The sequence below is a fragment of the Acinetobacter sp. 148 genome (assembly GCF_031196675.1).
GTDB lineage: Bacteria > Pseudomonadota > Gammaproteobacteria > Pseudomonadales > Moraxellaceae > Acinetobacter > Acinetobacter baumannii.
Window position 1 is genome coordinate 106022 of sequence record NZ_JAVIMT010000060.1, and the last position, 25148, is coordinate 131169.

Consider the following 25148-nt stretch of genomic DNA (forward strand, 5'->3'; position numbering starts at 1 on the left):
TCATTATTTTTGGAAAGGATAAACCGAACCTAAACCTAAAATTTTAGTCAGTTCATCAAGTGCCATACGGCTTTCCATAAGTAAATGCGGATCTGCCAAATCTTCTTGTGCTAAACGATCACGATAGTGTTTATCTACCCACTGATTAAGCGTTGTAAACAATTGATCATTCATGAGAACTTTTGGATTTACGGCATTTAATTCGGTTTCATTTAATGCTACACGTAAACGTAAACAAGCCGGACCACCACCATTACGCATACTTTCACGCAAGTCATAAACCTGAATTGCATCAATTGGTGTACCCATTTGAATCATGTCATTCAAATAGCTCCATACCGCAGCATTTTGACGAGACTCTTCTGGCACAACGATGGTCATTCCGCCATCTGGACGAGTCAAAATCTGACTATTAAATAAATATGTTGCAACAGCATCGTCCACCGTCACACGGTTTTCAGGCACTTCAATTGAAATAAAGTCTTCACCGATGCTTGCCATTTTCTGACGAATTTCGGCAAATGCCTGATCTTGATTTAAAAATGCATGTTGATGGTGGAATAAAACCTGCTGGTTACTTACCGCAATTACATCATTATGGAAAACACCCTGATCAATCACATCCGGGTTTTGCTGAACAAAAACGGTATGTGCTTCATCTAAACGGTGCAAACGTGCAATGGCCTCGCTCGCTTCACGTGTCTGACGTGCAGGATAACGTTTTGGTCCCGGTAAACCATTATTTAAATGTTGTTGACCATAAACAAACACCTGAACACCACGTTTAGCATAATCACCACCTAAACGATTGTGATTTGCTGCCCCTTCATCACCGAACAAAGCCACTTGCGGTAAAGCTTCATGGTGTACAAAATGACGTTCATTTTTAAAGATCGCTTGTAAAATTTGGCTTGTAGTTTCAGCTTCAATTGAACGGTGAAATTTATTGTTCAGGTTAGCCGCAGTAAAATGCACGCGCTCATCTTGGCTATCAGCCGAAGGTGAAACTGTCGCAGCATTTGCAGTCCACATTGGAGAAGCTGAGCTTAAAGATGACAGTAGCTCTGGTGAATAACGCATTGCTTGAGACACAACACTAATGTCATCTCCAGTAAAACCTAAACGGCGTAACATCGGAACATGTGGACGCTCATGCGGAGCAAGTACACCTTGTTTCATGCCCATATCAGCCAAAGCTTTCATTTTTAATAAGCCTTGTTTCGCCGCCAATTTTGGATTAGACAAATTATTGCGGTTTTTGGTCGATGCTTCATTACCAAAAGACAAACCCGCATAGTGATGTGTTGGTCCCACTAAACCATCAAAATTTACTTCATATCCTTTCATTTTTTCTTTCCCTAGTGTTAAGGCAACACAATCCCTGGAGATAATTTTTCTGGCAACGTCAAGCTTTCACTTTCGAGTGAAGCCATTGGCCAAGCACAGTAGTCAGCAGCATAAAATGCACTTGCACGGTGATTACCTGAAGCTCCTACACCACCAAATGGTGCTGCACTCGATGCTCCTGTTAATGGTTTGTTCCAGTTCACAATTCCGGCACGTGCTTCAATGAGTAAGTCATCAAACAATTCACGTTTTGGAGAAACTAATCCAACTGACAAGCCGAAACGAGTTGCATTGGCAATTTTTAATGCTTCATCAAAACTGTCATAACGCTGAATAGTGGTAAGCGGACCGAAATATTCTTCATCTGGAATACCCGCCACACCTGTTACGTCAATAATGCCTGGAGTAAGTAATGAACTGTCTTCTTGAGGACGTGTCATTGGCAACAAGCTTTTTGCACCAAGCTCAAGCAACTTTTGCTGAGCATTCATCATGTTTGTTGCAGCAGCCGATGAAATTACGCCGCCCATAAATGGTTGTTGCTCATCGTTCCAACGACCAACTTTTAAGTTTTTAGCAACCTCAACAAAACGTTGAATAAATGCATCGCCTTGCGCACCATTTTTTACCAAGATACGACGCGCACATGTACAACGCTGCCCTGCCGAAACAAATGCAGATTGAATAGTGAGGTTAACAACAGCATCCATATTTTCGATTTCATCGATAATCAATGCATTATTGCCGCCCATTTCAAGCGCAAGAATTTTCTCAGGAGCACCCGCCATTTGTTTGTGTAGGTGATAACCTGTGTTTGCGCTTCCGGTAAATAATAGGCCATCAATTTCATGTGAGGCAGCTAGCGCTTCACCCGTGGTACGACCACCTTGCACCAAATTCATTACACCATTTGGCAAACCGGCTTGTTGCCAGAGTTTTACAGTTTCTTCAGCAGTCCAAGGCGTTAATTCACTTGGTTTGAATACAACTGTGTTACCAGCAAGTAACGCAGGAACAATATGTCCGTTCGGCAAGTGGCCCGGGAAGTTATATGGACCAAAAACTGCAAGTACGCCATGTGGGCGGTGACGTAAAGATGCCACACCATCTGCCATTTCAGTTGAGCTTTCACCGGTACGTTGGTGATAAGCACGAATCGAAATTGCAACCTTGCCAATCATTGACTGAACTTCAGTTAATGTTTCCCAAAAAGGTTTACTGGTTTCTTGGCTAATCACTTCCGCTAAATGCTTTTTATTTTCTTCAAGCAAAGCTGCAAACTTTTCTACAATCGCCACACGCTCAGCAAAAGGTAAACGCGCCCACGCTGGGAATGCTGTACGAGCAGCTTGGCAAGCTTTCTCAACATCACTAGCCGTAGCTTCAGCGCCTGACCATACAGTTTGGTTATCAACCGGGTTTGTTTTTACAAATGTTGTACCGCTGCCTTGTAACCAGACACCGTTTATAAATAAAGAGTTTGACATCAGGATACTTCCATAGGATTTAGTGATAACACACGAACAGCGTGACCTTCTTGTACACCGAGTTTTTCAGCTTGTTCATGCGTTAAATTTAAAGTGTTATCTACGAGATCAAGTTTCAATAACATGGCCCGATAGTCGTGGTAATTATCATTAGCAACAAGGTATTGTGTTTTACCCACTGTTGCCTCATTAGTAATTTTGACGTTTAAGAGTTGACTTTCTTTGACTGCACGCAACTCATCAATATTCGCTTCAATAGTTGGACCCGCATCAAAAATATCGACATATCCTTGATAACGTAAACCTTCTGATTCAAGCACATGATAAGCAGGCAAAGTATGTGGATGCATTTTTCCAATCACTTCTTGCGCATCTTTTGGCAAAAGGTCAACATAGACTGGAAAACGTGGCATCAGCTCGGCAATAAAAACTTTTTGGCCAATACCACTTAAATAGTCTGCAGTTGAGAAATCCATATTGAAAAAATGGTGCCCAATCGCATCCCAAAAAGGTGAACATCCATTTTCATCAGAGTAGCCACGCATTTCCGCAATTAATTTTTTCTCAAAATATTGCTTAAATGCTGCGATAAACATAAAACGGATTTTCGATAAAAATTTACCGTTTTGATTTTCACGGCGTTCCGGATCTAAAAATAATGTACAGAGCTCACTACTTCCTGTTCTGTCATTACTTAAAAATAAAGTCGGTAATGACTTATATACGTTTAATGCTTTTGAAGCGTGTACTTGTGTTCCCACATGAAAGTTGTACCAAGGTTCAATTAAACCTACCGCAACCTCAATTGCACTTACACCAATAACACGTTGAGCTTCGGTATCTTCCAGAACAAACAAATATCCCTGTTCACTCTTATGAACATTGCCATTTAAAGTATTGCGAGTACGTGAAATTCGAGCCGAAAGCGTATCCATATTTTGTGGCAAGGAAGTCAGACCAACACCTGACTTACCTGCTAATTTATAAATATCTTCAAGGTCTCGAAACTCGGCATGACGGACAATCATCATGGCTAGCTTTCCTTTTTTTTATTTAGCCAACTTTGCCAAAGCTCTTTTTAAACGAGCAATCCCTTCATCAATATCTTGTTCAGGAATAATTAGAGAAGGAGTGAAACGAACCACGTTAGGTCCTGCGATTAAAGCGAGTAATCCTTCTTCGCCTGCCCATGTGGTAATGTCTTTCGCTTTACCTGCATATTCAGCTTTTAGTACACAGCCAATCAATAAACCTTGACCACGAATTTCATCAAATACTTGATATTCACCATTTAAAGTATTTAATGCATCAAGGAAATATTGATGACGGTGTTTCACGCCTTCAAGTACTTCTGGTGTATTAATAAACTCAAAAACTGCACCTGCAACTGCACTCGCTAACGGGTTACCGCCGTAAGTTGTACCATGTGTACCTACAGAAAAATGCGGTGCAAATTTATCAGTTGTTAACATTGCACCGACCGGGAAACCACCGCCCAAGGCTTTTGCAGTAGTCAGTACATCCGGAATCACACCGTAGTTCATGTAGGCATATAGTGCACCTGTACGGCCGACACCAGTTTGTACTTCATCAAAAATCAGCAATGCACCAAACTGATCACACAGTTCACGTAAACCTTTTAAAAACTCGATATCAGCTGGAATTACCCCGCCCTCACCTTGTACAGGCTCTACAATTACTGCACAAGTTTGTTCATTTATGACTGCTTTAGCCGCTTCTAAATCATTATAAGCAACATGACTAATACCGTTTGGAAGTGGTGCAAAGTCTTGTGAATATTTTGGCTGACCACCTGCTGAAACGGTAAATAAGGTACGGCCATGGAAAGCATTGTTAAATGCAACGATACCACTTTTACCAGCTATACCACTGTCTAGCCCAACTTTACGAGCCAATTTTAAAGCTGCTTCGTTCGCTTCAGCACCTGAGTTACAGAAGAATACTTTATCGGCAAATGTATTTTCGGTGAGTTGTTTAGCAAGGCGTAGTACTGGTTCATTGGTATAACCATTACCGACGTGCCAAAGTTTTTTTGCTTGTTCTGTTAACGCATTGACTGCCACTGGATGCGCATGACCTAATGCATTTACTGCAATCCCGCCTGCAAAATCGATATATTCTTTATTTTCTTGATCCCAGATACGTGAACCTTCACCACGTACCGGAATGAAATTTGCCGGTGCAAATACTGGAACCATCCAGTCATTAAAGTTGCTTCGAGTTACAGAAATTGGCTGTTCCATGCTTACCTCAGTATCTATTTAATTTATTTAATCTGTCTTACTGTCTTTAATTTAATTCATTTAGAAAAAGGGACCGAACAAATAACCCTATAACATCCTTTATATTTGCTCGGCCCACCTTTCCTAAAAGGTAGTTTCCTCAGATTAGCCTGGGAAAATACCGCGTTCTTTACGAGCTTTTAAGATACGCTCACATGCCAAGATGTAAGCTGCTGTACGTAAAGTACAAGCATTCTTGTTCGCTGTATTCCAAACGTCATCCATTGCTTGAACCATCAACTTGTCTAAACGCTCGTTGATTTCTTCTTCGCTCCAGAAGTAGCTCGCCATGTCTTGAACCCATTCGAAGTAACTTACAGTTACACCGCCGGCGTTACATACCACGTCAGGAACTACAACAATGCCACGCTCAACCAATACATCTTCAGCTTTAGGATAAGTCGGGCCGTTCGCGCCTTCTAAAATCAACTTAGCTTTAAGTTTTTCAGCACGCTCAACTGTAATTTGGCCTTCTAATGCAGCAGGAATAATGATGTCTACTTCTGCAGTCCAGAAATCTTCATCTGCAATTGCTTGTGCACCAGCAAAACCACCAACACCTTGGTTTGCATTTACGTGATCACGTAGCGCAACAAGATCAATACCATCAGCATTGAAAATTGTGCCAGTGTGGTCTTGAACGTGAGTGATTTTTGCTTTTGATTCAACAAATAAGAAAGCAGCTTCACTACCTACGTTACCAAAACCTTGAACAGCAACTTTCGCGCCTTCAATTGGTAAGTTGATTTTTGCAGCAACTTCACGACCAGTAACGAATACACCGCGACCAGTTGCTTTCACACGACCTAAAGAACCGCCTAAGTGAACTGGTTTACCAGTTACAACACCAGTCACTGTGTGACCTTGGCTAGTAGAGTAGGTATCCATCATCCACCCCATAATATTGGCATTTGTACCAACGTCTGGAGCAGGAATATCTTTTTGAGGTCCGATAATGTGACCAATTTCAGTCGTATAACGGCGAGTTAAACGCTCTAATTCACGATTTGATAATTTACGTGGGTCAACACGGATACCACCTTTTGCACCACCAAATGGCAAGTTCAAAACAGCAGTTTTAATTGTCATCCATGCAGACAATGCCATCACTTCATTTAAGTCAACATTTGGATGGTAACGAACACCACCTTTACCAGGACCACGAGACAAGTTGTGTTGTACACGGTAGCCTTCAAAGTGCTGGATTGAACCATCGTCCATTACAATTGGCACGTCCACAATAAGCGCACGCTTAGGACGTTTTAATGTATCGATATAATCAGCTAAATGTTCTAAGTATGGCGCTACACGGTCAATTTGAGCCAAGTAAGTTTGCCATGCATCGCTATGTTCGTTTACGTATGAAAGATCTGACATCTTTTTTCCTATCTACCTACACAGACTCAGATGTGATAAATCTGCAGTCTTTATTATTCAGCAACCAAAACCTTGCAATAACAATGTTTTGATTTATTTATAAAATCTTCAGCTCTTCTAAAGCTTTAGACCTTTTAAATTCCATCTTGTGATATCAAAAGTACGATTTACTTTTATATATCGATATCTTTTACAATATTCTTTTGCCTCATCTGCCGTTTATAAAAAGTCTTTATAAAAGCAAAAGTTCCACCGCAACCAACTCAAATAAGTCGACTGGAAATAAGTACAAAAGAGGTGACATAACCGTTTGGGAGTTAAAAAGAACTAGGGTTCATGAAACAAAAAAACCATAAGTCCCTAAAATTATTTTTGACTAATCGATAGATCCCTCCATTAGTCTTTTTAAATAAAAATTGTTCAGTAATACTGCAAGTTTCACATCACTACTCAAGCGAGTTAATCAAGCCTTCATATAGACATAAAATCTTTAAGTAAATATAGCACAGAGCAAGTTAATTTAGAACATTTTAAAATAAACAAGCAGAGAAAAAATAATCAATTTTCTCTATTTTTTATAATAAAAAAGTAACCGAACCTAAAAAAACACTCCACTATAATAATTTTATTTTATGGGAATTAAAAAAATATTAAAATTAAAAATGATTAAAAAATTACCATTTAATAACAACAACTTAATTAACAAAAAATTTCAAAAAATTCTTAAAATTTCTATAAATTTTCATAATATTTATTCAGTTTCTCTAATTCAAAACAAAGATATATAAATATTTAAACAATCTCTTTATTAAATAACCATGATAAACATATACTTATTTAAAAACTTATAATAATTAGCTATTAATAATATTCCGACAAGTGGTTAATTTATGTGTCAATATTTGCTTTTATTATTAAAACAAAAAAAACATTTTCAAAAAAAATATATAAAATTCACTTTAAAGCTCAAGTTGCGCCCATGAAAAAAGGCCCCATAAGGAACCTTCAATCAACACAACCAAGTAAGCAAAAGACTTAGTTTTGAGCTATATCTTTTTTACGATAAAAGATGAAATAGCTGACATAGCATAGCAAGATAAAAATAATGCAGCAGATAAAGCCCACTTGCATAGAAGGATCAAATACCATACTGATACAAGTAACTATACAGAATAGCCCGCCTACAATTGGAGTAAGAGGAAAAAGTGGTGCAGCGAAACGTAGATCTTTTACTGTTTTTCCTGACTTATACCACTGTCTACGGAAGTTAAATTGCGAAATACAAATTGCAATCCAAACGACAACCATTGTAAAAGCAGCAACACCCAACAAATTTTTAAAAATTGTTTCTGGTGCAAATTGTTCTGAAAGCAATCCTGGAATAGCACCAAACATGGTGACAATAATGGCAATAATAGGTGTTCCAGACGGCGTGAGTTTCGCGAAAATTTTAGGTAATTGATTTTTTGCTGAAAGCGACCACATCATACGTGATGCAGCAAATAGACCCGAGTTAGCAGCTGAAAGTAAAGCCGTAATAATTACGAAACGGATAATATCCTCTGCATACGGAATACCAATGTAATTAAATACAGTCACAAATGGACTACTGCTCACATCATTTGCACTAAGACCTGCTAGGTGGTATGGCAATAGTGAACTAATCACTACAATCGTACCAACAAAGAAAATCAATAAGCGCCAAATAGCCGCATTAATTGCCTTAGGAACTGTTTTTGCTGGATTCTCAGCTTCGCCAGCCGCCACCCCAATTAATTCTGTGCCAGAAAATGCAAAGTTAACGATAAGCATAGTGGCAAAAATTGGGAAAAGACCATTTGGGAACCAACCATGAGCAGTCAAATTACTGAACAATGGTGCTGTTTCATGCCCCTGATAAGGAATAAAGCCGAAAATCGCCAGCAACCCCAAACCAATAAAACAGATAATGGTGATTACTTTTACAAGCGCCAGCCAAAATTCAGACTCTGCAAATAAGCGGGTGGAACTTACATTAAGAAAGAAAACCAAGGCGCCAAAGAAAAGAGTCCAAGCCCACACCGAGGTAGATGGAAACCACTCCTGAACCAACAAGGCCGCAGCGGTAAACTCAGTCCCCAAAGTTGCAGTCCAAGTCAGCCAATACAGCCAAGTAATCATATACCCCGTACCTGGACCGATATAACGCCGTGCGTATTCACCAAAAGAGCCAGATTCAGGGACATGAACCGCTAGCTCACCGAGACACAGCATAACGGTATAGGCAATTAGACCGCCCAAGAAATAAGAGATAATTGCGCCAATTGGACCTGCTTGAGAGATTACGTCGCCAGACCCAAGAAAAAGACCTGTACCTATGGCACCGCCAAGGGAGATCATCACCAAATGTCGAGTACTCATTGCTCGTTTCAAAGGTGCAGAACTTCCATGTTGCGATGCATCATTATTCCGATAATTTAATGATTGCATATAAAAAACTGTAACGACAATTTAGTAAAAAATCATTTTAGGATAAAAAAATAAATATGCAATTATCTTTGAATAGTGAATTTATTTTAAGCAATCTTTTGCCAATCAAATAAAATATATTTTAAAAACAATCAATTAATAATTATTAGGGTAATTATTGTATTTTAATTAATCTTACATCATTTCTTTAATTTATATAAATTTAAAAACTATACTTTTTAAAATATAATAATTTTTCACTTAATTCCCCATGCCTACTTTTAGCTCTATCTTTATTTAAAAATTAGACACACTATTTATTTAAATAATGACTTTTAATTTTATATACAAATAAATTGATAAAAAAATATTTTTTAAGCAAAAAATAAAGCTCAAATCTCAAGATTTGAGCTTTATTTAATCGAGGAAATGACTTAGTAGCTGGTCAATACAAACTGTTGAGATGGCTGAACGGAACCTTCAACGTAATCACATACAGCTTGTTCATCACAATTTAAATTTAATTGCTTGTAGCTTAACGCAAAGAAATCAGAATATTGTTTAATGACAAACGGACTCATATCAGAAGTGAGTGCATCACCCTGTTTAAACAATTTAATAATTTTTCGGTCATTCATCCCTAACAAATAAAGTTCATTATTTAACTCAATCTGAACAACCCCAGTGTGTTCTGCCACAATCGGAATCAAATATGATGGGTTCGCCAACACTACATCTACAGCATAGGTTTCAAGCTTGAGATTAATCAAATTAAATACCAGTATTGCCTCAAATTGATTTTTCAAACCCTTTTTATGGTTTTCAGCTTGCTGGCTATACTGAATTTTAATTCCAAGCTTCTGGAAATCTTGCTCTGTAGCTTGCTTTGTTTTAATAAGACTACGAGTGACTGCTTGCTTAAGTGGATTGTCTAAATAACGTTCATCTAACTGAAAGTCATTTTGACGCAATATTTTCAATAACATGCTGTCATGGTATGTCAGCACATTTGCAAGAACATTACGATAATAGAACTTGCTTTGTTTTTTGATTTTACGAACTTGTTGATAGAAATACGTTTCATCAAATTCATGCTCAATAAAATCATGTAAAAGGCTTGAGCTTGCCAATACAGATAAAGCTTCATGTCCTGTAAAAGGCAAATGAATTGTATGTAAACTTGGTAAGATCTCTTTTATTTTTAAGTAATGTTCGCGATCAATTGAAAAGTAAGGATCATAAACAATAATGTATTCACGACTTGCATTCACATCTTGCGGCTGAATTTGCATGTCTTTATTCGCGACAGCATCGAAGAACTCAGCATAGCGTCGGTCTTCAACTTGTTCAGGGTCAATTGAATACTGAGGTACAAATGCAATGATTCGATTCATATTTAATAAATTCGAATATTTAATTGCTGCATAGCCGCCCATTGAGCCGCCATAACCTACAATATTTTTAAAACGCTGAATAATAGGCAAAATGACTTTTGCCAGCTCAACCATACTGGCCTTTGGGAACCATGATTTTTGTTTTGGCATCACCCCAATAACACTGTATTGGTACTTTATTAGAGACTTTTCAGCATTGATAGATAAGCCACTCGCCCGGGTAATCAAATCGCCAAAAGAGAGAACTAATGTATTAGAATCGCCTTGTAAAAAAATGGCTCTAATGTGTTCGTCTTCAAAAATAATTTGCTTATCCATGCTCACACCGAAAGAAAATTTACTCCCACATACATCGTCAAAAATGAAACAAAATAGGTGTTTTGCCAATTTATGATTGCGGAGTATCTTATTTTATAGATGCCAGTCAGATTAAAAAGCGCAAAATATGACACAATCCTTACATCCTGCCGCTCAAAAAGGCTTCAGCTCTGCTGCTGAGCTTTATCAGCAAGTTAGACCAAATTATCCCGTAGAAATAGTAAGTTGGCTACAAGATCGGCTCCAAATCCATGAAAATTCTACTGTTATCGATCTTGGATCGGGTACTGGCAAATTCTTACCTTACTTAAAACAGACACATGCCAATATTACTGCAGTAGAGCCAATTGGCGAGATGTTACAACAGCTTCAGCAAGCCTATCCTGATATTAAAACTTTACAAGCCTTTAGCCACAATATTCCGGTAAATGACCAACAGATTGATGCTGTCATTTGTGCCCAATCTTTTCATTGGTTTGACAACATAGAAACATTGACCGAAATCCATCGGGTATTAAAACCTCAAGGACATTTAGGACTTGTTTGGAACCAGCGCGATGAAGGTACAGACTGGGTAAAAGCTTTAGCGGATTTTCTACTACCGCTTGAAGGTGATACACCTCGTTACCATAATGAAAGGTGGAAAAAGGTTTTTGAAGAGCAAAATTTATTTACTTTTGACAATTTAAATACTTTTTCGCAATCGCAGCATGGTACTGTCGAACAAGTGGTGAGTAAGCGGTTACTTTCAACAAGTTTTATTGCAGCAATGACTGAAAAAGATCAACTACAGCTCAAAGCTCAGTTTGAAAAAATTGTTTATGATTTTACTGGGTTAGGCCCACAAGATCAGATTGATTTCCCATATATTACATATGCATATCATTTTCAAAAAAGTACGTCGTCAAATCATAGAGAATAGGTTCGGTTGAAAGCTATGTTAAAAAAAACGCCTCATATCATCTTAATGTCTTTGCTCAGCTCTAGCCTATTATTGACGGCTTGTAAAAAAGCAGATGAACCAGCAAAGACTGAGCAACCTCATACAAGTTCATCTACCGATCAGGTAATGGAAAAGCTCAATGAAAGACCAGTGAAGAAATTCCCAGCTACTGCGGATGACGCTCATGATATTGCACTACTAGAAGATTACGATCACCGCTTTACTGAAATGAGTGATGAAATGGAAACTGAGCTAGAAAAAATGCATGAGGCAGGTACGCTCACCACAGAATTTGAACAAAAACGTACGCTTGATAATGTGCGCTCAGCATTGACCATGCTAAAAGACCTCGATTTAAAAACTGAACAAGGTCGTTATATTCAGGGCTTACTCTATCAATATTGGGAAAACCAAGAAAAGAACTTTAGTGATAAGCAGGCAAGTAAAGATGAGCAGGTCAAACAGCTTGCTGACTATTTACAAGCACAAAATCAATTAAAATACTGGAAAGCCTCACAGCAGCATTAATTTAACTACATGCAATAAAAAGCCTTCTTATAAAGAAGGCTTTTTTAATTTAAATATTTTGTTTTTCAACCCAGTGAATGGATTGAACACGGAAGAGTTCACATGCACCATCGCCGGTATCAGTTGGGGTCAAAGATGACTTCCAAACCAAATCTTTATCTTTGATTTCAACCAGATCACCTTTTAAATAAACCAAATCACCACGCTTAACTTGCTTAATTTGTTGGGCGATTTCAGGGTTTGCAGGAATAATGTGCATATTCGATACCATCTGCATTGCTTGCTCAGCTGGTACAGGAAGTTTTGCTATTTTCCAGTTTAAATAGCGGTCATATTGTTTCACTGAAATATGTCGCGCGATTTCAGGTTGAGCAAATAAACCCCAACTTACCGCATAATCAATCGGTGAAAATTTGGCTTGCTCATCATTGTGATAAATTTTTGAACCTAAAATCCTAAAATTTCCCTGAAATGGTTGTAATACAGAAATTGATTGATCTTTTTCAACTGGAAGCAAGCCATTGGCAATATTGTATTCACTCGAGGTTGATGCAAGTGCTGAACCCATGCCTAAAGTCGCCAGCAAAGCTATCATCAAACGTTGTTTTTTCATCGCTTTATACCTCAAATATTGCTAGATCAAATTCATTAGATCTTCGTTTTATGGTAGCTCTAAGGTATGAAAAAAATATCGGAATTTAGTAACAATACAGATCAATTTCGTCTATTTTTGTGCCTAATTAAATAGATTATTAATCTTCAAAATCTATTCTTAAAGTTTCAAAACGAACTTTCCCTTCCTTAATTGCCTGAGCAATTGCTTGCTGCCCCTTTGTTAAACGTGCCCCTCCACTTTTTACATCCAGCAAAATAATTTGAATATCATCGGCAGTTCCGTCTCCATCTCGAAAATCGGTATAGCCATCGAAAATAATATAATCAACCGGGTCGCCCATAAACTTGGCATCACTTGGCAAATACTGAAACTCCGGCAAGACCGGCGCAAATTGTTCTGCCATTTTTCCTTTTAATACGGCGCGGCTCGTATTCACACTTCTCTTTTGTGCTTGGGCAAGAGCTTGTTGATGCTCAAGCTCCAACTCGGCAATATATTGCTCGTATTCAGCCTTGATTCGGCCATTACGGGTATTTGATAAAATGAGCGTCGTGATAATAATACCAATACCAGCACCAATAAGCATGGCCAGCCATACGGACATAAATTTTCCTTAACAAATACACATCATCGCGATAGATAAGCAATCATATCTAAAATTAGGGAGTAGCTTAAACTTTTGTCAAAGGCAGTCATCTACTTCACATAAAAAGATGCTAAGGTATATGTAGAACAAGTGTGCTGCTGAATATAACTGAATTTATGAAAACGATACTTATTGCAAATCAAAAGGGCGGATGCGGAAAAACCATGACAGCCATTACGTTGGCAACAGCTTTGGCACAAAAAGGATATAAAGTAGCATTGGCAGATTCTGACAACCAGAAATCTTCCTTACAATGGTTAAAGCAACGTCCAGAAAACGTAGCTGTAATTCAAAGCCTCGACTGGCGTCAAGAAAAATCAATTGGTGATGCACCTAAAAATTTAGACTATTTAATTATTGATGCACCGGGTGCCCTTTCAGGTGATCATGCTGAACAATTAGTCAGCGAAGCCCATGCGATTATTACTCCACTTCAGCCTTCATTTTTCGATATCGACAGTACACGACGTTTTCTCAAGCATTTGCAGGATATTAAGCGTATTCGTAAAGGTAAAGTACAAATTTTACTACTTGCAAACCGAGTTAAACCGAACAGCACCAGCTCAAAAGATATTCAGCAATTTTTTGAAAAAATCGAACATGAACCTATTGCATGGATTGCAGAGCGTAGTGCTTATGGCAGTTTAGCAATGCAAGGTTTAAGTGTATTTGATAAACCACAAAAGAACTTTATTGCAATTCAAAGCCAGTGGCAGCCTCTTTTAAATAAACTGATTGAAGATAAATCTGAGTGGTTCTAAAACCATCTCTTTATTTTAGGTGGGCAAGATGCAGAAATGAGCACGCCTGCCTAAAATTTGTCTCAGGTCATTTTTCAGTTAATATGACCTTATTCTATTTTAAAAATTAGAGAATTTTGTTCGTGCATCCATACGCTCCTACTTTACAGCGCGTTTTATTGTTTGGGCTGTTTTTTATCCTGATCTTTTTAGGATTTAACATCCTGAAGTACTTTATTGTACCTGTACTTTGGGCTGCCATTATTGCCTACATGACTTGGCCGATTTATTTAAGAATTCAGCATTTTTTTGGTGAAAACCGAAATAATTTAAATGCTACAGTTATGATTAGCTTAGTCATTTTAATTGTTGGTGTGCCATTTACATGTGCTATTTTTATTCTACAACATGAAGGCCGAAACCTTTATTTTGATTTACAGCGTCAAGTCTTTTCAGGTCATTTAAGCGTTCCCGATTTTATTCGTAATCTTCCGTTTATTGGTAAAGAAATATCTCGCACACTCAACGAAATTAACACAGACCCTAATAGTACTATTCAAAATATTGCAGCTTGGGTACAAAGCCATTTAAGTTATGGGCGTGTGTTATTAAATGAAATTAGTAAAAATATCGTCAAACTTTGTTTTGCAATTTTAAGTCTTTTCTTCTTTTATCGTGATGGCCACACGATCTTAACCCAAGTGAGTAAAGCCTTGGAAATGGTGATTGGGCCACGTATTCATCATTATCTCGACACAATTTCAGAAACTACACGTGCCGTTGTGTATGGCGTGGGTTTAACTGCAATTGCTCAAGCTGTACTTGCTGGATTAAGTTATTTCGTCGCTGGTGTACCTAACCCAATGGTTCTCACCATTGCAACGTTCTTATTAGCCCTAATTCCGTTTGGTACTCCTGTTTCCTACTTAGGCGTTGGACTATGGTTGTTCTCTCAAGGTCAAACAATGGAAGCTATTGGCGTCATCTTATGGGGTGTGTTGATTGTAAGTAGTTCAGACAACGTGATCCGTCCACTTGTAATCTCTGGTGCGACTCAAATTCCGTTTTTATTGATTATGTTCGGTGTATTGGGTGGTATTGCAAGTTTTGGTTTAGTTGGTCTATTTATTGGCCCTGTTATTTTAGCTGTTTTATTAGCAATTTGGCGTGAATGGCTTCACGAGACAATTGACCCTGAACCCATGCCAAAAACGACCATGATTTATGATTCAGATGATGATTTACCACCATCTAAAAACTAAGCTAATGATTTAAAAATATTTCAAGATACAAAGTGACTATTTAAATTAACTTGTAGGGTTCACGCACCTTTGCTTGAATAAAAAAATCAGATTTATAGTTATAAGGATATCTATAATGCCAGTATTTAATAAAATTGGTGCAGTATGTGCACTGACAGCTTTATTAACGGTCGGTTGTAGCACGGTAAGTAAGACTGTATCTGATACAGCCCATGCACTTACCACAATGCATACTAAAAAAGTGGTGGATGTTAATGAAGTGACAGCCAATGGTATAGGTAAAAAACTTGGTTCGATCAGCTTTCAAGACAGTGATAAGGGCTTAATCATTACCCCTGCTTTAGCAGATTTACCAAGTGGTACTCGCGGTTTCCACATCCATGAAAATCCATCTTGTGCCCCTGCTGTTAAAGATGGAAAACCAGGCGCTGCTTTAGCTGCTGGTAGCCACTATAACCCTAACCAAGCCCCACATCATGGTACGCCAACTACCGGGCATTTAGGCGATTTACCAGCATTAGTCGTTGACAATACTGGTGTAGCTACAACTGCTGTTATTGCACCACGTTTAAAACTTGCTGACATTCAAGGTCGCGCTATCATGATCCATGCTGGTGGTGATAACTATTCAGATTCTCCTCTGCCTCTAGGTGGTGGCGGAGCGCGAATTGCATGTGGCGTAATCAAATAAGTGCTATTTTTAAATTGTGGGTATCTAAAAAGATATCCACAATTTTGCTATTTTATTAAGCAACTTAGACTAATTAATTATTATAAAATCTCAAAAAATAAACTGACTTTTTTAGACAAAACGCATAATATTTTTCAAGTAATAAAAATTTAAATACCAATTGTCACGTACCCTCTCATTTAGAAAAAAGCCGTGAATAATCTGACTCAACTATTCAATCGTTTTAAAGCGAATTCAATTTTAATTTATTGCCTGCAAATTTTAATTGTACTCACAGGTACAACTTTAGGTTTACTTTGGTTAGGACATAACGAGCTGATCGTTCCTGTGACTTTAGGTGCAATTGCTGCTGCACTTACCGATTTTGATGATCGCTTAAGTCTTCGTTTACGCAATCTGCTTTATGTCTGCCTACTCTTTTTTACTGTCAGCACTATTCTTGGTTTTTTAGCACCTTATAAATTTTTATTTATTTTATATCTTTCAATTTCCAGTGCTTGTTTCATTTTATTGGGAGCTTTAGGGCAACGCTACGCTACCATTTCTTTTGGTACGATTTTACTCTCAATTTATAGTATGTTTGGTTTAGGAGAATATGCACACTGGTACCAACAGCCTACTTATTTTGTCTATGGTGCGTTGTGGTACGGCCTAACTTCTATTTTATTTTTTATTCTTAAACCAACACTTCCTTTACAAGATAAACTTTCACAAATTTTTGAAGAAATTTCAGCCTTACTTCAAGCTAAAGCACGGTTGTTCGACCCAGATAATAAAGAAAATGTTGAACAGCTTTTATTTGAATTATCACTACAAAATACACAAGTTGCGCAAAGTCTTAACCAAATACGCAGCTCTCTGCTAACTCGCCTTAAGGCATCACGAGTCAGTAATAAAAGTATTTATTGGTTAAACTTATACTTTTTTGCGCGAGATATACACGAGCAGGCAACTTCTAATTATTTACACTACGAGCATATTCAACAAAATTTTAGCCGTAGTGATCTCATTTTTCGTTTTCAGAAAAACCTACGCTTACAAGCTCAAGCTTGCCATGATTTAGCCCAATGCATTTTGCATAATCAACAATATCAGTCTTCTCAAGAAAGCCAAATTGGCCTAAACCATTTGGAAAGCTCTTTGAAAGACTGGATACAACAGCACCCGCAAAATTTTGAAGTTAAAAATTTAAAGCTGATTTTTAATAATTTAAAAGGAATGCATGAACAATTTGAACAACTTCAATATGCTCAACCGTTTAATGAAACGCTGAATCAAAACAAACAAGAACATCTCAATTTACTAGATGATGATATTCAAGGTTTTTCAGACCTTGTTTTAAAAATTCGGCAGCAACTGACGCCACAATCGGCCCTATTTAGACATGCAATACGAATTGCGGTTGTGTTTGCCGCGGGTTATGCCATTTCCCTCCTACCTTTTGCCCAACATGGTTACTGGATTTTGCTCACCAGTTTATTTGTTTGCCAAATTACTTACTTTGCAACCAAAAGTCGTTTAAAGCTTAGAACGATTGGGACTTTACTCGGCGTTTTATTGGGTATTCCCATTTTATATTTTGTTCCTAGTATTGAAGGTCAACTCATTCTTACCATTATTTGTGGAGTTAGCTTTTTCTACTTACGCCAGAAAAAATATGCGCTGGCAACACTGATGGCAACCTTAATGGTATTGCTCATTTTCAATTTAAAAGGTGCAGGTTACAGCATTATTTTACCTCGCCTAATCGACACCTTATTAGGCTGCTTTATTGCTTGGCTTGCTGTTAATTTTATTTGGCCAGACTGGAACTTCCGTAATATTCCAAACAATATTAAGAAAAGTAGCCAAGCCACTTTTGATTACTTCAATGTGATTGTCGAGCAATATCAGCATGGGAAAAATCAAGACATTGAATATCGTAGAATTCGCCGTGCTGCACATAACGCGCAAATTGAACTGTCAAATATGATTTCAAGCTTAAGTGCTGAGCCCAATCCAAATCCAGAGCTGATTCATTATGCCTTTCGTTATTTAGTTTATAGCCACAGCCAGCTGAGTTATGTCGCCGCCTTAGGCAGCCAAAGACAAAAAATTGATGATCAACAGGTATTACAACTCTTACTGGATTGTCAGCAAATTCTTAAACAAAGTTTATTTGAACAAGCGTCGGTTAACTTTAGTTTTCTTGAACAGACTTTAAAGCAAATTCAAAGTTTAATAACTCAAGAACATTTTTCAGAGAACTACACACTTGTCTTAAAACAGATGAGTTTATTATTAGAAACCTTGCCTGAACTCTTAAGCTTAAAAGGCAAACTTTTAGAGCATGAAATTAAATAGAATAAAAAATACCGGAATATAAATTCCGGTATTTTTTTAATGTAAGTCTTGTGCAACTCTTTCCTGCATTTCTCGTTTTAAAGCTAAACGTGGTTGAGTAAACCACAAGGCAATAAATGCAAAAGCAGATAAGACAAAAGCCCATAAATGAAATTGGGTGTAGAGGTAACGTACAAGCTCAATCATTGCAAAGAAGCTCGTCATCAATAGCATTGAAACAGCAGCAGCTACAGTTCCTTTTGACACTTCAGATGACATGAGTGCAAAACGGTACAACACTGAGAAGCTAATTCCTTCACCAAAACAAATGAGTGTCATACCTATTAACAAGCAAGGAATTAAATAGGCTTGCCAGACAACACCTAATATTAAAATTAGCGTACCAGTAAGCATAATCGGTAAGCCAATTAAGACAGTTTTACCTAAAGCTAAACGGTCAATAATTTTAATTAAAACAATGTTACCAACAATTAAACCTAAAAATACCGGGAACTGTGCTAAGCCATATTGCACACTCGTTAGCTTCAGTTCATCGACCAAAATAATTGGCGATAATGCAATCCAAAGCATAAGCGGCATACCCACAAGCGGTAAGGCCAACGTTAACCCAAGGAACTGCCGATTGCTAAATACCTTTTTAAAGTCATCAAAAAGATAACTAAAAGGCTGTTTGGTTACACTCACCTTATGACTAGGCATTTGTTTCTTTAAGCCAACCCAACTCAGCAGTGCAAGTAAAGCAATTGCCACGAAACCCCAGTGCCATGAAACATAATCAATTAAGAAAGCTCCAAGTACAGGTCCTAGCAAAGGCGCAAGCAATGAGATATTTGCCATAAGTGCCATGACTTTAATCGCATCACGCTCGGCAAAATTTTCCTGAATTGCGGCATATCCCACTGCTGAAATTACGCTTAACCCAATACCTTGTAAAAAACGTAATGTCAGAAAGTGTTCAATTTGTCGCGTTAATAAAATTAAAAAACAGCATAAGGCAAAAAATAAAACACCAGACAAAAGTACTTTTTTACGGCCTAATCGATCTGATAAAGGTCCTAGTAACCATGCAACAGATGCACCACCTAATAAATAAAATGACATTGAAGACGGCGCCCAAGTTGCACTTACACCGAAATCTTCAGTAATTGCCAACATGGCTGGCTGAATCAGGTCATTACCAATATAAACCGCAAATTCAAATAGCACTAAAGCTAAAGGAAACATCAACGTTGTACGGTTCAACGCTGTCGTTTGAATATTTTTCATGAGTTTGTACACTTCAAAATAGCGGCCACTATGTCTCAGCAACTACATATTGAAATAAATAATGTAGCCATGACGATGACAGTATGGTCAGTCAATCTTTAGTTAAGTTGTTATATGCCGTGAGAGTGCATGTTTAGAATGTGAAACACCGTATTCACAAGGTGTCTAAAACGAGAAAAAATGTATGACGTGAGATTCGGTAATTTTTACCATCTGGCATAATTGCCGGATGACACAATATCACTTTTCAAATTGATCATCAATCGGACAATTCCAACAATTTTAAATTCTATATTTTAATGATGACGAACTCATTTTTATATTGTGAATAACTCTAAAGTTATCCACATATTCAATAGAAATTCAGCTTTAAGGACAAGGATTAACTTGAAAGTCTGCTGTTTCCTCGCCTTTTGTACATTGATAACTTTGTTTTTTATTCACGATTTTCCAAACAGTCTCATCTTTTTTTAATAAATACTCAGTACGTGTTTTCGAAACAGCATCTTCACTCGGCTCTGTCTGCAAAATAGTGACTTGAGCATTAGAAGGATCTTCTAAGGCATTCATTTGCTGTGAAATACTTAAATTACTGGCATTATTTAAAAGATTAGGTTGATCGAGTAAAACAGCTTGTATCGGACTGTTCGCTTGAGGTGTGGGTGGATTTGTATTTGGTGTACAAGCACTCAGAATCAACAAATTACACATCATGAGTAAACCAATCTTTTTCATACTCAACTCCACCACAACTTCACCTTGATGCTAAAGGCTACAAACAATTTTTTCCGTTCAACTTTGTAAAGTATTTGCCATTAAAATGAAGAAACCAGTATGAGGTATCAAACCAAGATTAATGATTTTTAATCAATAATATTTTTCCAATTACTACATTTTTCTTTAAGAGTAAGTTCTCTAAAGTATCGCTCAAGTTTAAGAATTGAATTAGAGTAACTCCCATGAGCAATATTTTAGTCATTAATGGTGCCAAACAATTTGCCCACTCAAATGGTGAATTAAATGACACACTCACGACATTAGCGACGAATCACCTGACTGAACTCGGCCACGAAGTTCAAGTCACTCGTGCAGATAGTGACTACAATGCTGAAGCCGAAGTAGAAAAGTATTTATGGGCAGATGTCGTGATTTATCAAATGCCGGGCTGGTGGATGGGTGCACCGTGGACCGTAAAAAAATATATTGACGATGTATTTACGACAGGTCATGGTTCTCTTTATGCAAACGATGGTCGTAGCCGCTCTGATGCTTCAAAAAAATATGGTTCAGGTGGTTTAATTCAGGACAAAAAATATATGCTGTCGCTTACTTGGAATGCGCCAATGGAAGCATTTGACGATGCGGATCAGTTTTTCCATGGCGTGGGTGTAGATGGTGTTTATTTACCATTTCATAAAGCAAATCAGTTCTTAGGTATGAGTACCCTACCAACATTTATTGTAAATGATGTAATTAAAATGCCTGATGTAGATAGTTATGTGGAAGCATACAAAGCACATTTGAACACACTATTTGCAGCAGCCTAACCCGGAGAAAACCATGCTTACTATTATCGCGGAAATTCGTACTCAATCGGGTGGACAACACCGCCAAAACGTATTGAATGCATTTCAAAAAATCATTCCAACTGTTTTAGCCGAAGATGGTTGTCATGGTTATGAACCTTTGGTTGACCACATTTCAAATGCGAGCTTCCAAAACAAAGACCCTGACATTATTGTGATGTTAGAAAAATGGGAAAGTGTAGCTCATCTTGAAGCACACTTAGCTACACCTCATATGCAAGCGCATCATGAAGCAGTCAAAGATGATGTAGTTGACGTCAAAATTAAAATTTTAGAAAGCGGCGTATAATTTAAGAAATAAAAAAGACGATATATTTATCGTCTTTTTTATGCTTAAGAACAAAGCTGCGTCTGGAAACCTTTAGAACCTTTTCCTCTTGCACATTGGTAGCTCTTTTGCTTATTTTGCAATTGCCACTTTTCATCAACCAATTTAAATAAATATTCCGTCCGAATTGCTGAGACAGAGTCATCCATTAAACCGGTTTGTATAACAGTAATGCGAGAAACTGTTGGAGATTCTACTCGGTTAAATACCTGCTGAACTGAAGTATTGTTATGCTCTTTTACAATCTCGGGTTGCGTTTTAAGTACTTGTTGCATTGGGGTTTCTGAGCCCACAAAAGGAATTAATTTACTTGTGGTTGCACAACCCGTCATAAGTCCAGCACAGAGTGCAGAAATTAAAAATAAACGTTGCATTTTCATCACCAAAAAACAAAAGGCATAGCTTTATGATGCTATGCCTTTGTCGGTTACTCTGTAGAAACTATGTAGTTCTACAAAATAGATCTAATTTAAAGATCGAATAATTTACCCGGATTCATAATACCTTTCGGGTCAAATACTTTTTTCAAAGCTTTCATATATTCGATTTCTTCAGCTGAGCGCGAATATTCCAAATATGGCTTTTTCGTCATACCTACGCCATGCTCGGCAGAGATTGAACCATCGTATTTTTTAACGGTATCAAACACATATTTATTGACAACCTGACACTTCGCAAAGAACTCATCTTTGGTCAAGTTTTCAGGTTTTAAAATATTTAAGTGTAAGTTACCGTCGCCGATATGGCCGAACCAGCAAATTTCAAAGTCAGGATAGTTTTCTTGAACAATCGCATCAATTTCACGAATAAATGCAGGTACGTGAGTAATTAATACTGAAATATCGTTTTTATATGGAATAAACGGCGCGATTGATTCAGAAATATCTTCGCGTAAACGCCACAAGCTCTCTACTTGATCAAGGCTCTGGCTCATTACACCATCAAGTACCCAACCTTGTTCCATACAGTGCTCGAAAATCTCCATTGCTTTGTCGATAATCGGTTCGTATGGCGCTTCAAACTCAAGCAATACATAGAATGGACATTGAGTTTCAAATGGACGTTGAACATGACCACGGTCGAGTACTTTTTGCATTGCAAGCTCACCAAAGAACTCAAATGCAGTTAAGTCGATATCTTTTTGGAAAGCATGTAACACAGGCATTACTGCATCAAAATCAGGAACACCTAAAACTAAAACTTGTAGGTTTTGTGGTTGACGCTCAAGTTTAATTTCTGCTTCAGTCACTAAACCTAATGTACCTTCACCACCAATAAACAAATGCTGTAATGCATATCCAGTTGCATTTTTAATCATGCCTTTGTTTAAACGTAAAATGTCGCCTTTACCTGTCACTACAGTTAAACCGAGTACCCAGTTACGCGTCATGCCATATTTAATGACTTTAATACCACCAGCGTTGGTACCGATATTACCGCCAATCTGACTAGAACCCGCTGATGCAAAGTCAACCGGATAATACATACCCTGCTCTTCTGCATAATTTTGCAATTGCTCAGTCACAACACCAGCTTGTACACGAACCATACGGTCTGCCGGGAAGAACTCAAGAATCTGGTTCATTTTGTCCATGCTAATGACAATTTCACCATTGGTTGCTACAGCACCAGCAGAAAGTCCTGTACGTCCACCTGACGGTGTAATTGCGATATTAAACTGGTTTGCAAGCTTCACAACTTCCTGAACTTGTTCAGTCGTTGATGGAAAAACGATGACCGATGGGTTCGGATTAAAATGCTTGGTATGATCTTTACCCCAGTTTTCGAGACTATCAGCATCGGTTTTAATACGGTTTTCACCGACGATTGCTGTTAATTGGGTGAGTAACTCAGGTGTTAAAGCGACTGGAGCATTCATCGTTTGCAGACCTAGCAAGAAGTAAACTGTGGTGGGACTATGACCTCATATTTCTCAAGGTTTTCACCTGAGCAAAGCCATAATGTTCAAGGAACTCCTATATTCTACATGTAACAGCACAAGCGATAAAGTTCAGAATAGAGATACTGTCACTACAAAACATGTTTAACACCAATAAAACACTTTTTATAAGGCCTTAAAGGAAAATTTGGGCTTAAACGTAGATCAAGCATATTTTGTAATGCTCGACAAGCCATAAATGGAAGTGATTAGACATAGATAAAATTGCCATAAGGCGATGGTATAAACGAAATATCTATAGCGCTGCCCAGTATGTTATTATACCGCCACCAAATTTGGCCTTTGTAGCGGAGCCGTAATGAGCCAACATCTTTCACTACCTAAAGATAAAATCCGTTTCCTTTTGTTAGAAGGCGTTCACCAAAACGCAGTCGATACTTTAAACGCTGCGGGTTATACCAACATTGACTATCGCAAAACTGCTCTTGAAGGCGAAGCGCTTAAAGAAGCAATTAAAGATGCTCACTTTATTGGTATTCGTTCGCGTACCCAATTGACTGAAGAAGTTTTCGAAGCTGCAAATAAATTGATCGCAGTAGGCTGTTTCTGTATCGGAACAAACCAAGTAGATCTTAAAGCAGCGATGGCACGTGGTATTCCTGTATTTAACGCACCGTATTCTAATACGCGTTCGGTTGCAGAACTCGTACTTGCTGAAACTATTCTTCTTCTTCGCCGTGTTCCTGAAAAGTCAGCGGCTTGTCATCGTGGTGGTTGGGACAAATCTGCTGTGGGTTCTTTTGAAACTCGTGGCAAAACTTTAGGTATTGTAGGTTACGGTTCCATCGGTTCTCAACTTTCAGTTCTTGCTGAAAGTATGGGTATGCATGTCATTTATTATGATGCAGTCACTAAATTACCAATGGGTAATGCTCGCCAAGTTGGTTCTTTAGATGAACTTTTAGCAACTGCTGATGTTGTGACTTTGCATGTACCGGATGTTCCGTCTACACGTAACTTCTTCACTAAAGAACAATTTGCAAAAATGAAAGAAGGCGCAATCTTCTTAAATGCTGCACGTGGTACATGTGTAGTAATCGAAGATTTAGCTGATGCAATCAAATCTGGTCACCTTGCAGGTGCGGCAGTTGACGTATTCCCGAAAGAACCAAAAGCAAATGGTGAAGAATTCCAGTCTCCACTTCGTGGTTTAGACAACGTGATCTTGACTCCTCACGTTGGTGGTTCAACAATGGAAGCTCAAGCAAATATCGGTTTAGAAGTAGCAGAGAAATTTGTTGCTTACTCTGATAAGGGTATGACACTTTCTGCCGTAAACTTCCCAGAAATCGCGTTGCCATTGACAGCGGGTCAACACCGTTTACTACACATCCACAAAAACGTACCGGGTGTATTGTCTAAAATCAACAACTTGTTTGCTGAACAAGGCATCAACATTTCTGGTCAGTCACTTATGACTAAAGGCGACATCGGTTACCTTGTAATGGACGTAGATGCTTCTGCTTCTCAAGAAGCTTTAGATATGTTGCATGAAGTTGAAGGCACAATTCGCGTACGCGTATTGTTCTAATACAGACTGTAAATTTAAAAGCCACAGCATTGTC

Annotated in this window: 22 protein-coding genes; 9 read left to right on the top strand and 13 right to left on the bottom strand. The window is 38.0% G+C overall.

From position 1 onward, the window contains the following. Positions 1-3 precede the first annotated feature (3 nt). The 7 genes from astB to RFX69_RS09730 form a co-directional block, all read right to left on the bottom strand. Positions 4-1347, bottom strand: coding sequence for an N-succinylarginine dihydrolase (gene astB, locus RFX69_RS09700; RefSeq protein ID WP_272388299.1), 1344 nt, complete (start codon positions 1345-1347; stop codon positions 4-6). Between the two features lie 17 nt (positions 1348-1364). After that, on the bottom strand, positions 1365-2834 hold the full coding sequence (gene astD / locus RFX69_RS09705; RefSeq protein WP_000071645.1) for a succinylglutamate-semialdehyde dehydrogenase: 1470 nt from the start codon (positions 2832-2834) through the stop codon (positions 1365-1367). Beyond that, positions 2834-3865 (bottom strand): arginine N-succinyltransferase, encoded by a 1032-nt coding sequence (astA, locus tag RFX69_RS09710; RefSeq protein ID WP_000973732.1) that lies wholly within the window; start codon positions 3863-3865, stop codon positions 2834-2836. Before astA ends, astD begins: the two co-directional genes overlap by 1 nt. Positions 3866-3883: 18 nt before the next feature. Beyond that, positions 3884-5098, bottom strand: a complete 1215-nt coding sequence (locus RFX69_RS09715) for an aspartate aminotransferase family protein (RefSeq protein WP_000437489.1) — start codon at positions 5096-5098, stop codon at positions 3884-3886. Positions 5099-5242: 144 nt separating this feature from the next. Further along, positions 5243-6514 carry a Glu/Leu/Phe/Val dehydrogenase gene (locus tag RFX69_RS09720; RefSeq protein WP_001281781.1) on the bottom strand — a complete coding sequence of 424 codons (1272 nt, stop codon included), beginning with the start codon at positions 6512-6514 and terminating at the stop codon, positions 5243-5245. 1035 nt (positions 6515-7549) lie between these two features. Continuing rightward, positions 7550-8983, bottom strand: coding sequence for an amino acid permease (locus tag RFX69_RS09725; RefSeq protein WP_001191140.1), 1434 nt, complete (start codon positions 8981-8983; stop codon positions 7550-7552). A 413-nt stretch (positions 8984-9396) separates the two neighbouring features. Next, positions 9397-10674, bottom strand: a complete 1278-nt coding sequence (locus RFX69_RS09730; RefSeq protein WP_250176283.1) for a hypothetical protein — start codon at positions 10672-10674, stop codon at positions 9397-9399. Positions 10675-10801: 127 nt separating this feature from the next. Here RFX69_RS09730 and RFX69_RS09735 point away from each other — a divergent pair, with 127 nt between their 5' ends. Together RFX69_RS09735 and RFX69_RS09740 are read left to right on the top strand one after the other, a co-directional pair. Further along, positions 10802-11596, top strand: coding sequence for a class I SAM-dependent methyltransferase (locus RFX69_RS09735; protein ID WP_250176284.1), 795 nt, complete (start codon positions 10802-10804; stop codon positions 11594-11596). Between the two features lie 15 nt (positions 11597-11611). Then, positions 11612-12145 (top strand): hypothetical protein, encoded by a 534-nt coding sequence (locus RFX69_RS09740; RefSeq protein WP_250176285.1) that lies wholly within the window; start codon positions 11612-11614, stop codon positions 12143-12145. A 49-nt stretch (positions 12146-12194) separates the two neighbouring features. On the opposite strand, the gene RFX69_RS09745 is transcribed toward RFX69_RS09740, so the two are convergent. Both RFX69_RS09745 and RFX69_RS09750 read right to left on the bottom strand, forming a co-directional pair. Beyond that, the gene (locus RFX69_RS09745; RefSeq protein WP_000744752.1) at positions 12195-12758 is read right to left on the bottom strand and encodes a hypothetical protein; all 564 of its coding nucleotides are present in this window, start codon (positions 12756-12758) and stop codon (positions 12195-12197) included. A gap of 139 nt (positions 12759-12897) precedes the next feature. After that, positions 12898-13365, bottom strand: coding sequence for a Holliday junction resolvase-like protein (locus RFX69_RS09750; RefSeq protein WP_000118035.1), 468 nt, complete (start codon positions 13363-13365; stop codon positions 12898-12900). A gap of 158 nt (positions 13366-13523) precedes the next feature. Here RFX69_RS09750 and RFX69_RS09755 point away from each other — a divergent pair, with 158 nt between their 5' ends. From RFX69_RS09755 to yccS, 4 genes are all read left to right on the top strand, one after another. Then, on the top strand, positions 13524-14168 hold the full coding sequence (locus tag RFX69_RS09755) for a ParA family protein (protein WP_057051761.1): 645 nt from the start codon (positions 13524-13526) through the stop codon (positions 14166-14168). 122 nt (positions 14169-14290) lie between these two features. After that, complete coding sequence (locus RFX69_RS09760) at positions 14291-15409, top strand: AI-2E family transporter (protein ID WP_000553809.1); 1119 nt, start codon at positions 14291-14293, stop codon at positions 15407-15409. Between the two features lie 115 nt (positions 15410-15524). Further along, entirely contained in the window at positions 15525-16100 is a 576-nt protein-coding gene (sodC, locus tag RFX69_RS09765; RefSeq protein ID WP_114155208.1) for a superoxide dismutase family protein, read from the top strand. A 192-nt stretch (positions 16101-16292) separates the two neighbouring features. Next, the gene (gene yccS / locus RFX69_RS09770) at positions 16293-18443 is read left to right on the top strand and encodes a YccS family putative transporter (RefSeq protein WP_250176286.1); all 2151 of its coding nucleotides are present in this window, start codon (positions 16293-16295) and stop codon (positions 18441-18443) included. A 36-nt stretch (positions 18444-18479) separates the two neighbouring features. Here the strand turns inward: yccS and RFX69_RS09775 are convergent, their stop codons facing one another. Further along, positions 18480-19709 (bottom strand): MFS transporter, encoded by a 1230-nt coding sequence (locus tag RFX69_RS09775; RefSeq protein WP_000790118.1) that lies wholly within the window; start codon positions 19707-19709, stop codon positions 18480-18482. Positions 19710-20078: 369 nt separating this feature from the next. Beyond that, positions 20079-20444 (bottom strand): hypothetical protein, encoded by a 366-nt coding sequence (locus tag RFX69_RS09780; protein ID WP_000719494.1) that lies wholly within the window; start codon positions 20442-20444, stop codon positions 20079-20081. A gap of 224 nt (positions 20445-20668) precedes the next feature. Between RFX69_RS09780 and RFX69_RS09785 the strand changes: the two genes are divergently transcribed. After that, positions 20669-21256, top strand: coding sequence for an NAD(P)H-dependent oxidoreductase (locus tag RFX69_RS09785; RefSeq protein ID WP_250176287.1), 588 nt, complete (start codon positions 20669-20671; stop codon positions 21254-21256). A gap of 13 nt (positions 21257-21269) precedes the next feature. Beyond that, a complete protein-coding gene (locus RFX69_RS09790; protein ID WP_000955560.1) occupies positions 21270-21584 on the top strand; it encodes a putative quinol monooxygenase in 315 nt (104 codons plus the stop codon). 44 nt (positions 21585-21628) lie between these two features. Here the strand turns inward: RFX69_RS09790 and RFX69_RS09795 are convergent, their stop codons facing one another. Together RFX69_RS09795 and RFX69_RS09800 are read right to left on the bottom strand one after the other, a co-directional pair. Beyond that, complete coding sequence (locus tag RFX69_RS09795; RefSeq protein ID WP_001189305.1) at positions 21629-21997, bottom strand: hypothetical protein; 369 nt, start codon at positions 21995-21997, stop codon at positions 21629-21631. A 95-nt stretch (positions 21998-22092) separates the two neighbouring features. Further along, the gene (locus tag RFX69_RS09800; RefSeq protein ID WP_000993504.1) at positions 22093-23502 is read right to left on the bottom strand and encodes an FAD-binding oxidoreductase; all 1410 of its coding nucleotides are present in this window, start codon (positions 23500-23502) and stop codon (positions 22093-22095) included. A gap of 379 nt (positions 23503-23881) precedes the next feature. Here RFX69_RS09800 and serA point away from each other — a divergent pair, with 379 nt between their 5' ends. Continuing rightward, a complete protein-coding gene (serA, locus tag RFX69_RS09805; RefSeq protein ID WP_000077814.1) occupies positions 23882-25114 on the top strand; it encodes a phosphoglycerate dehydrogenase in 1233 nt (410 codons plus the stop codon). Positions 25115-25148 lie beyond the last annotated feature (34 nt).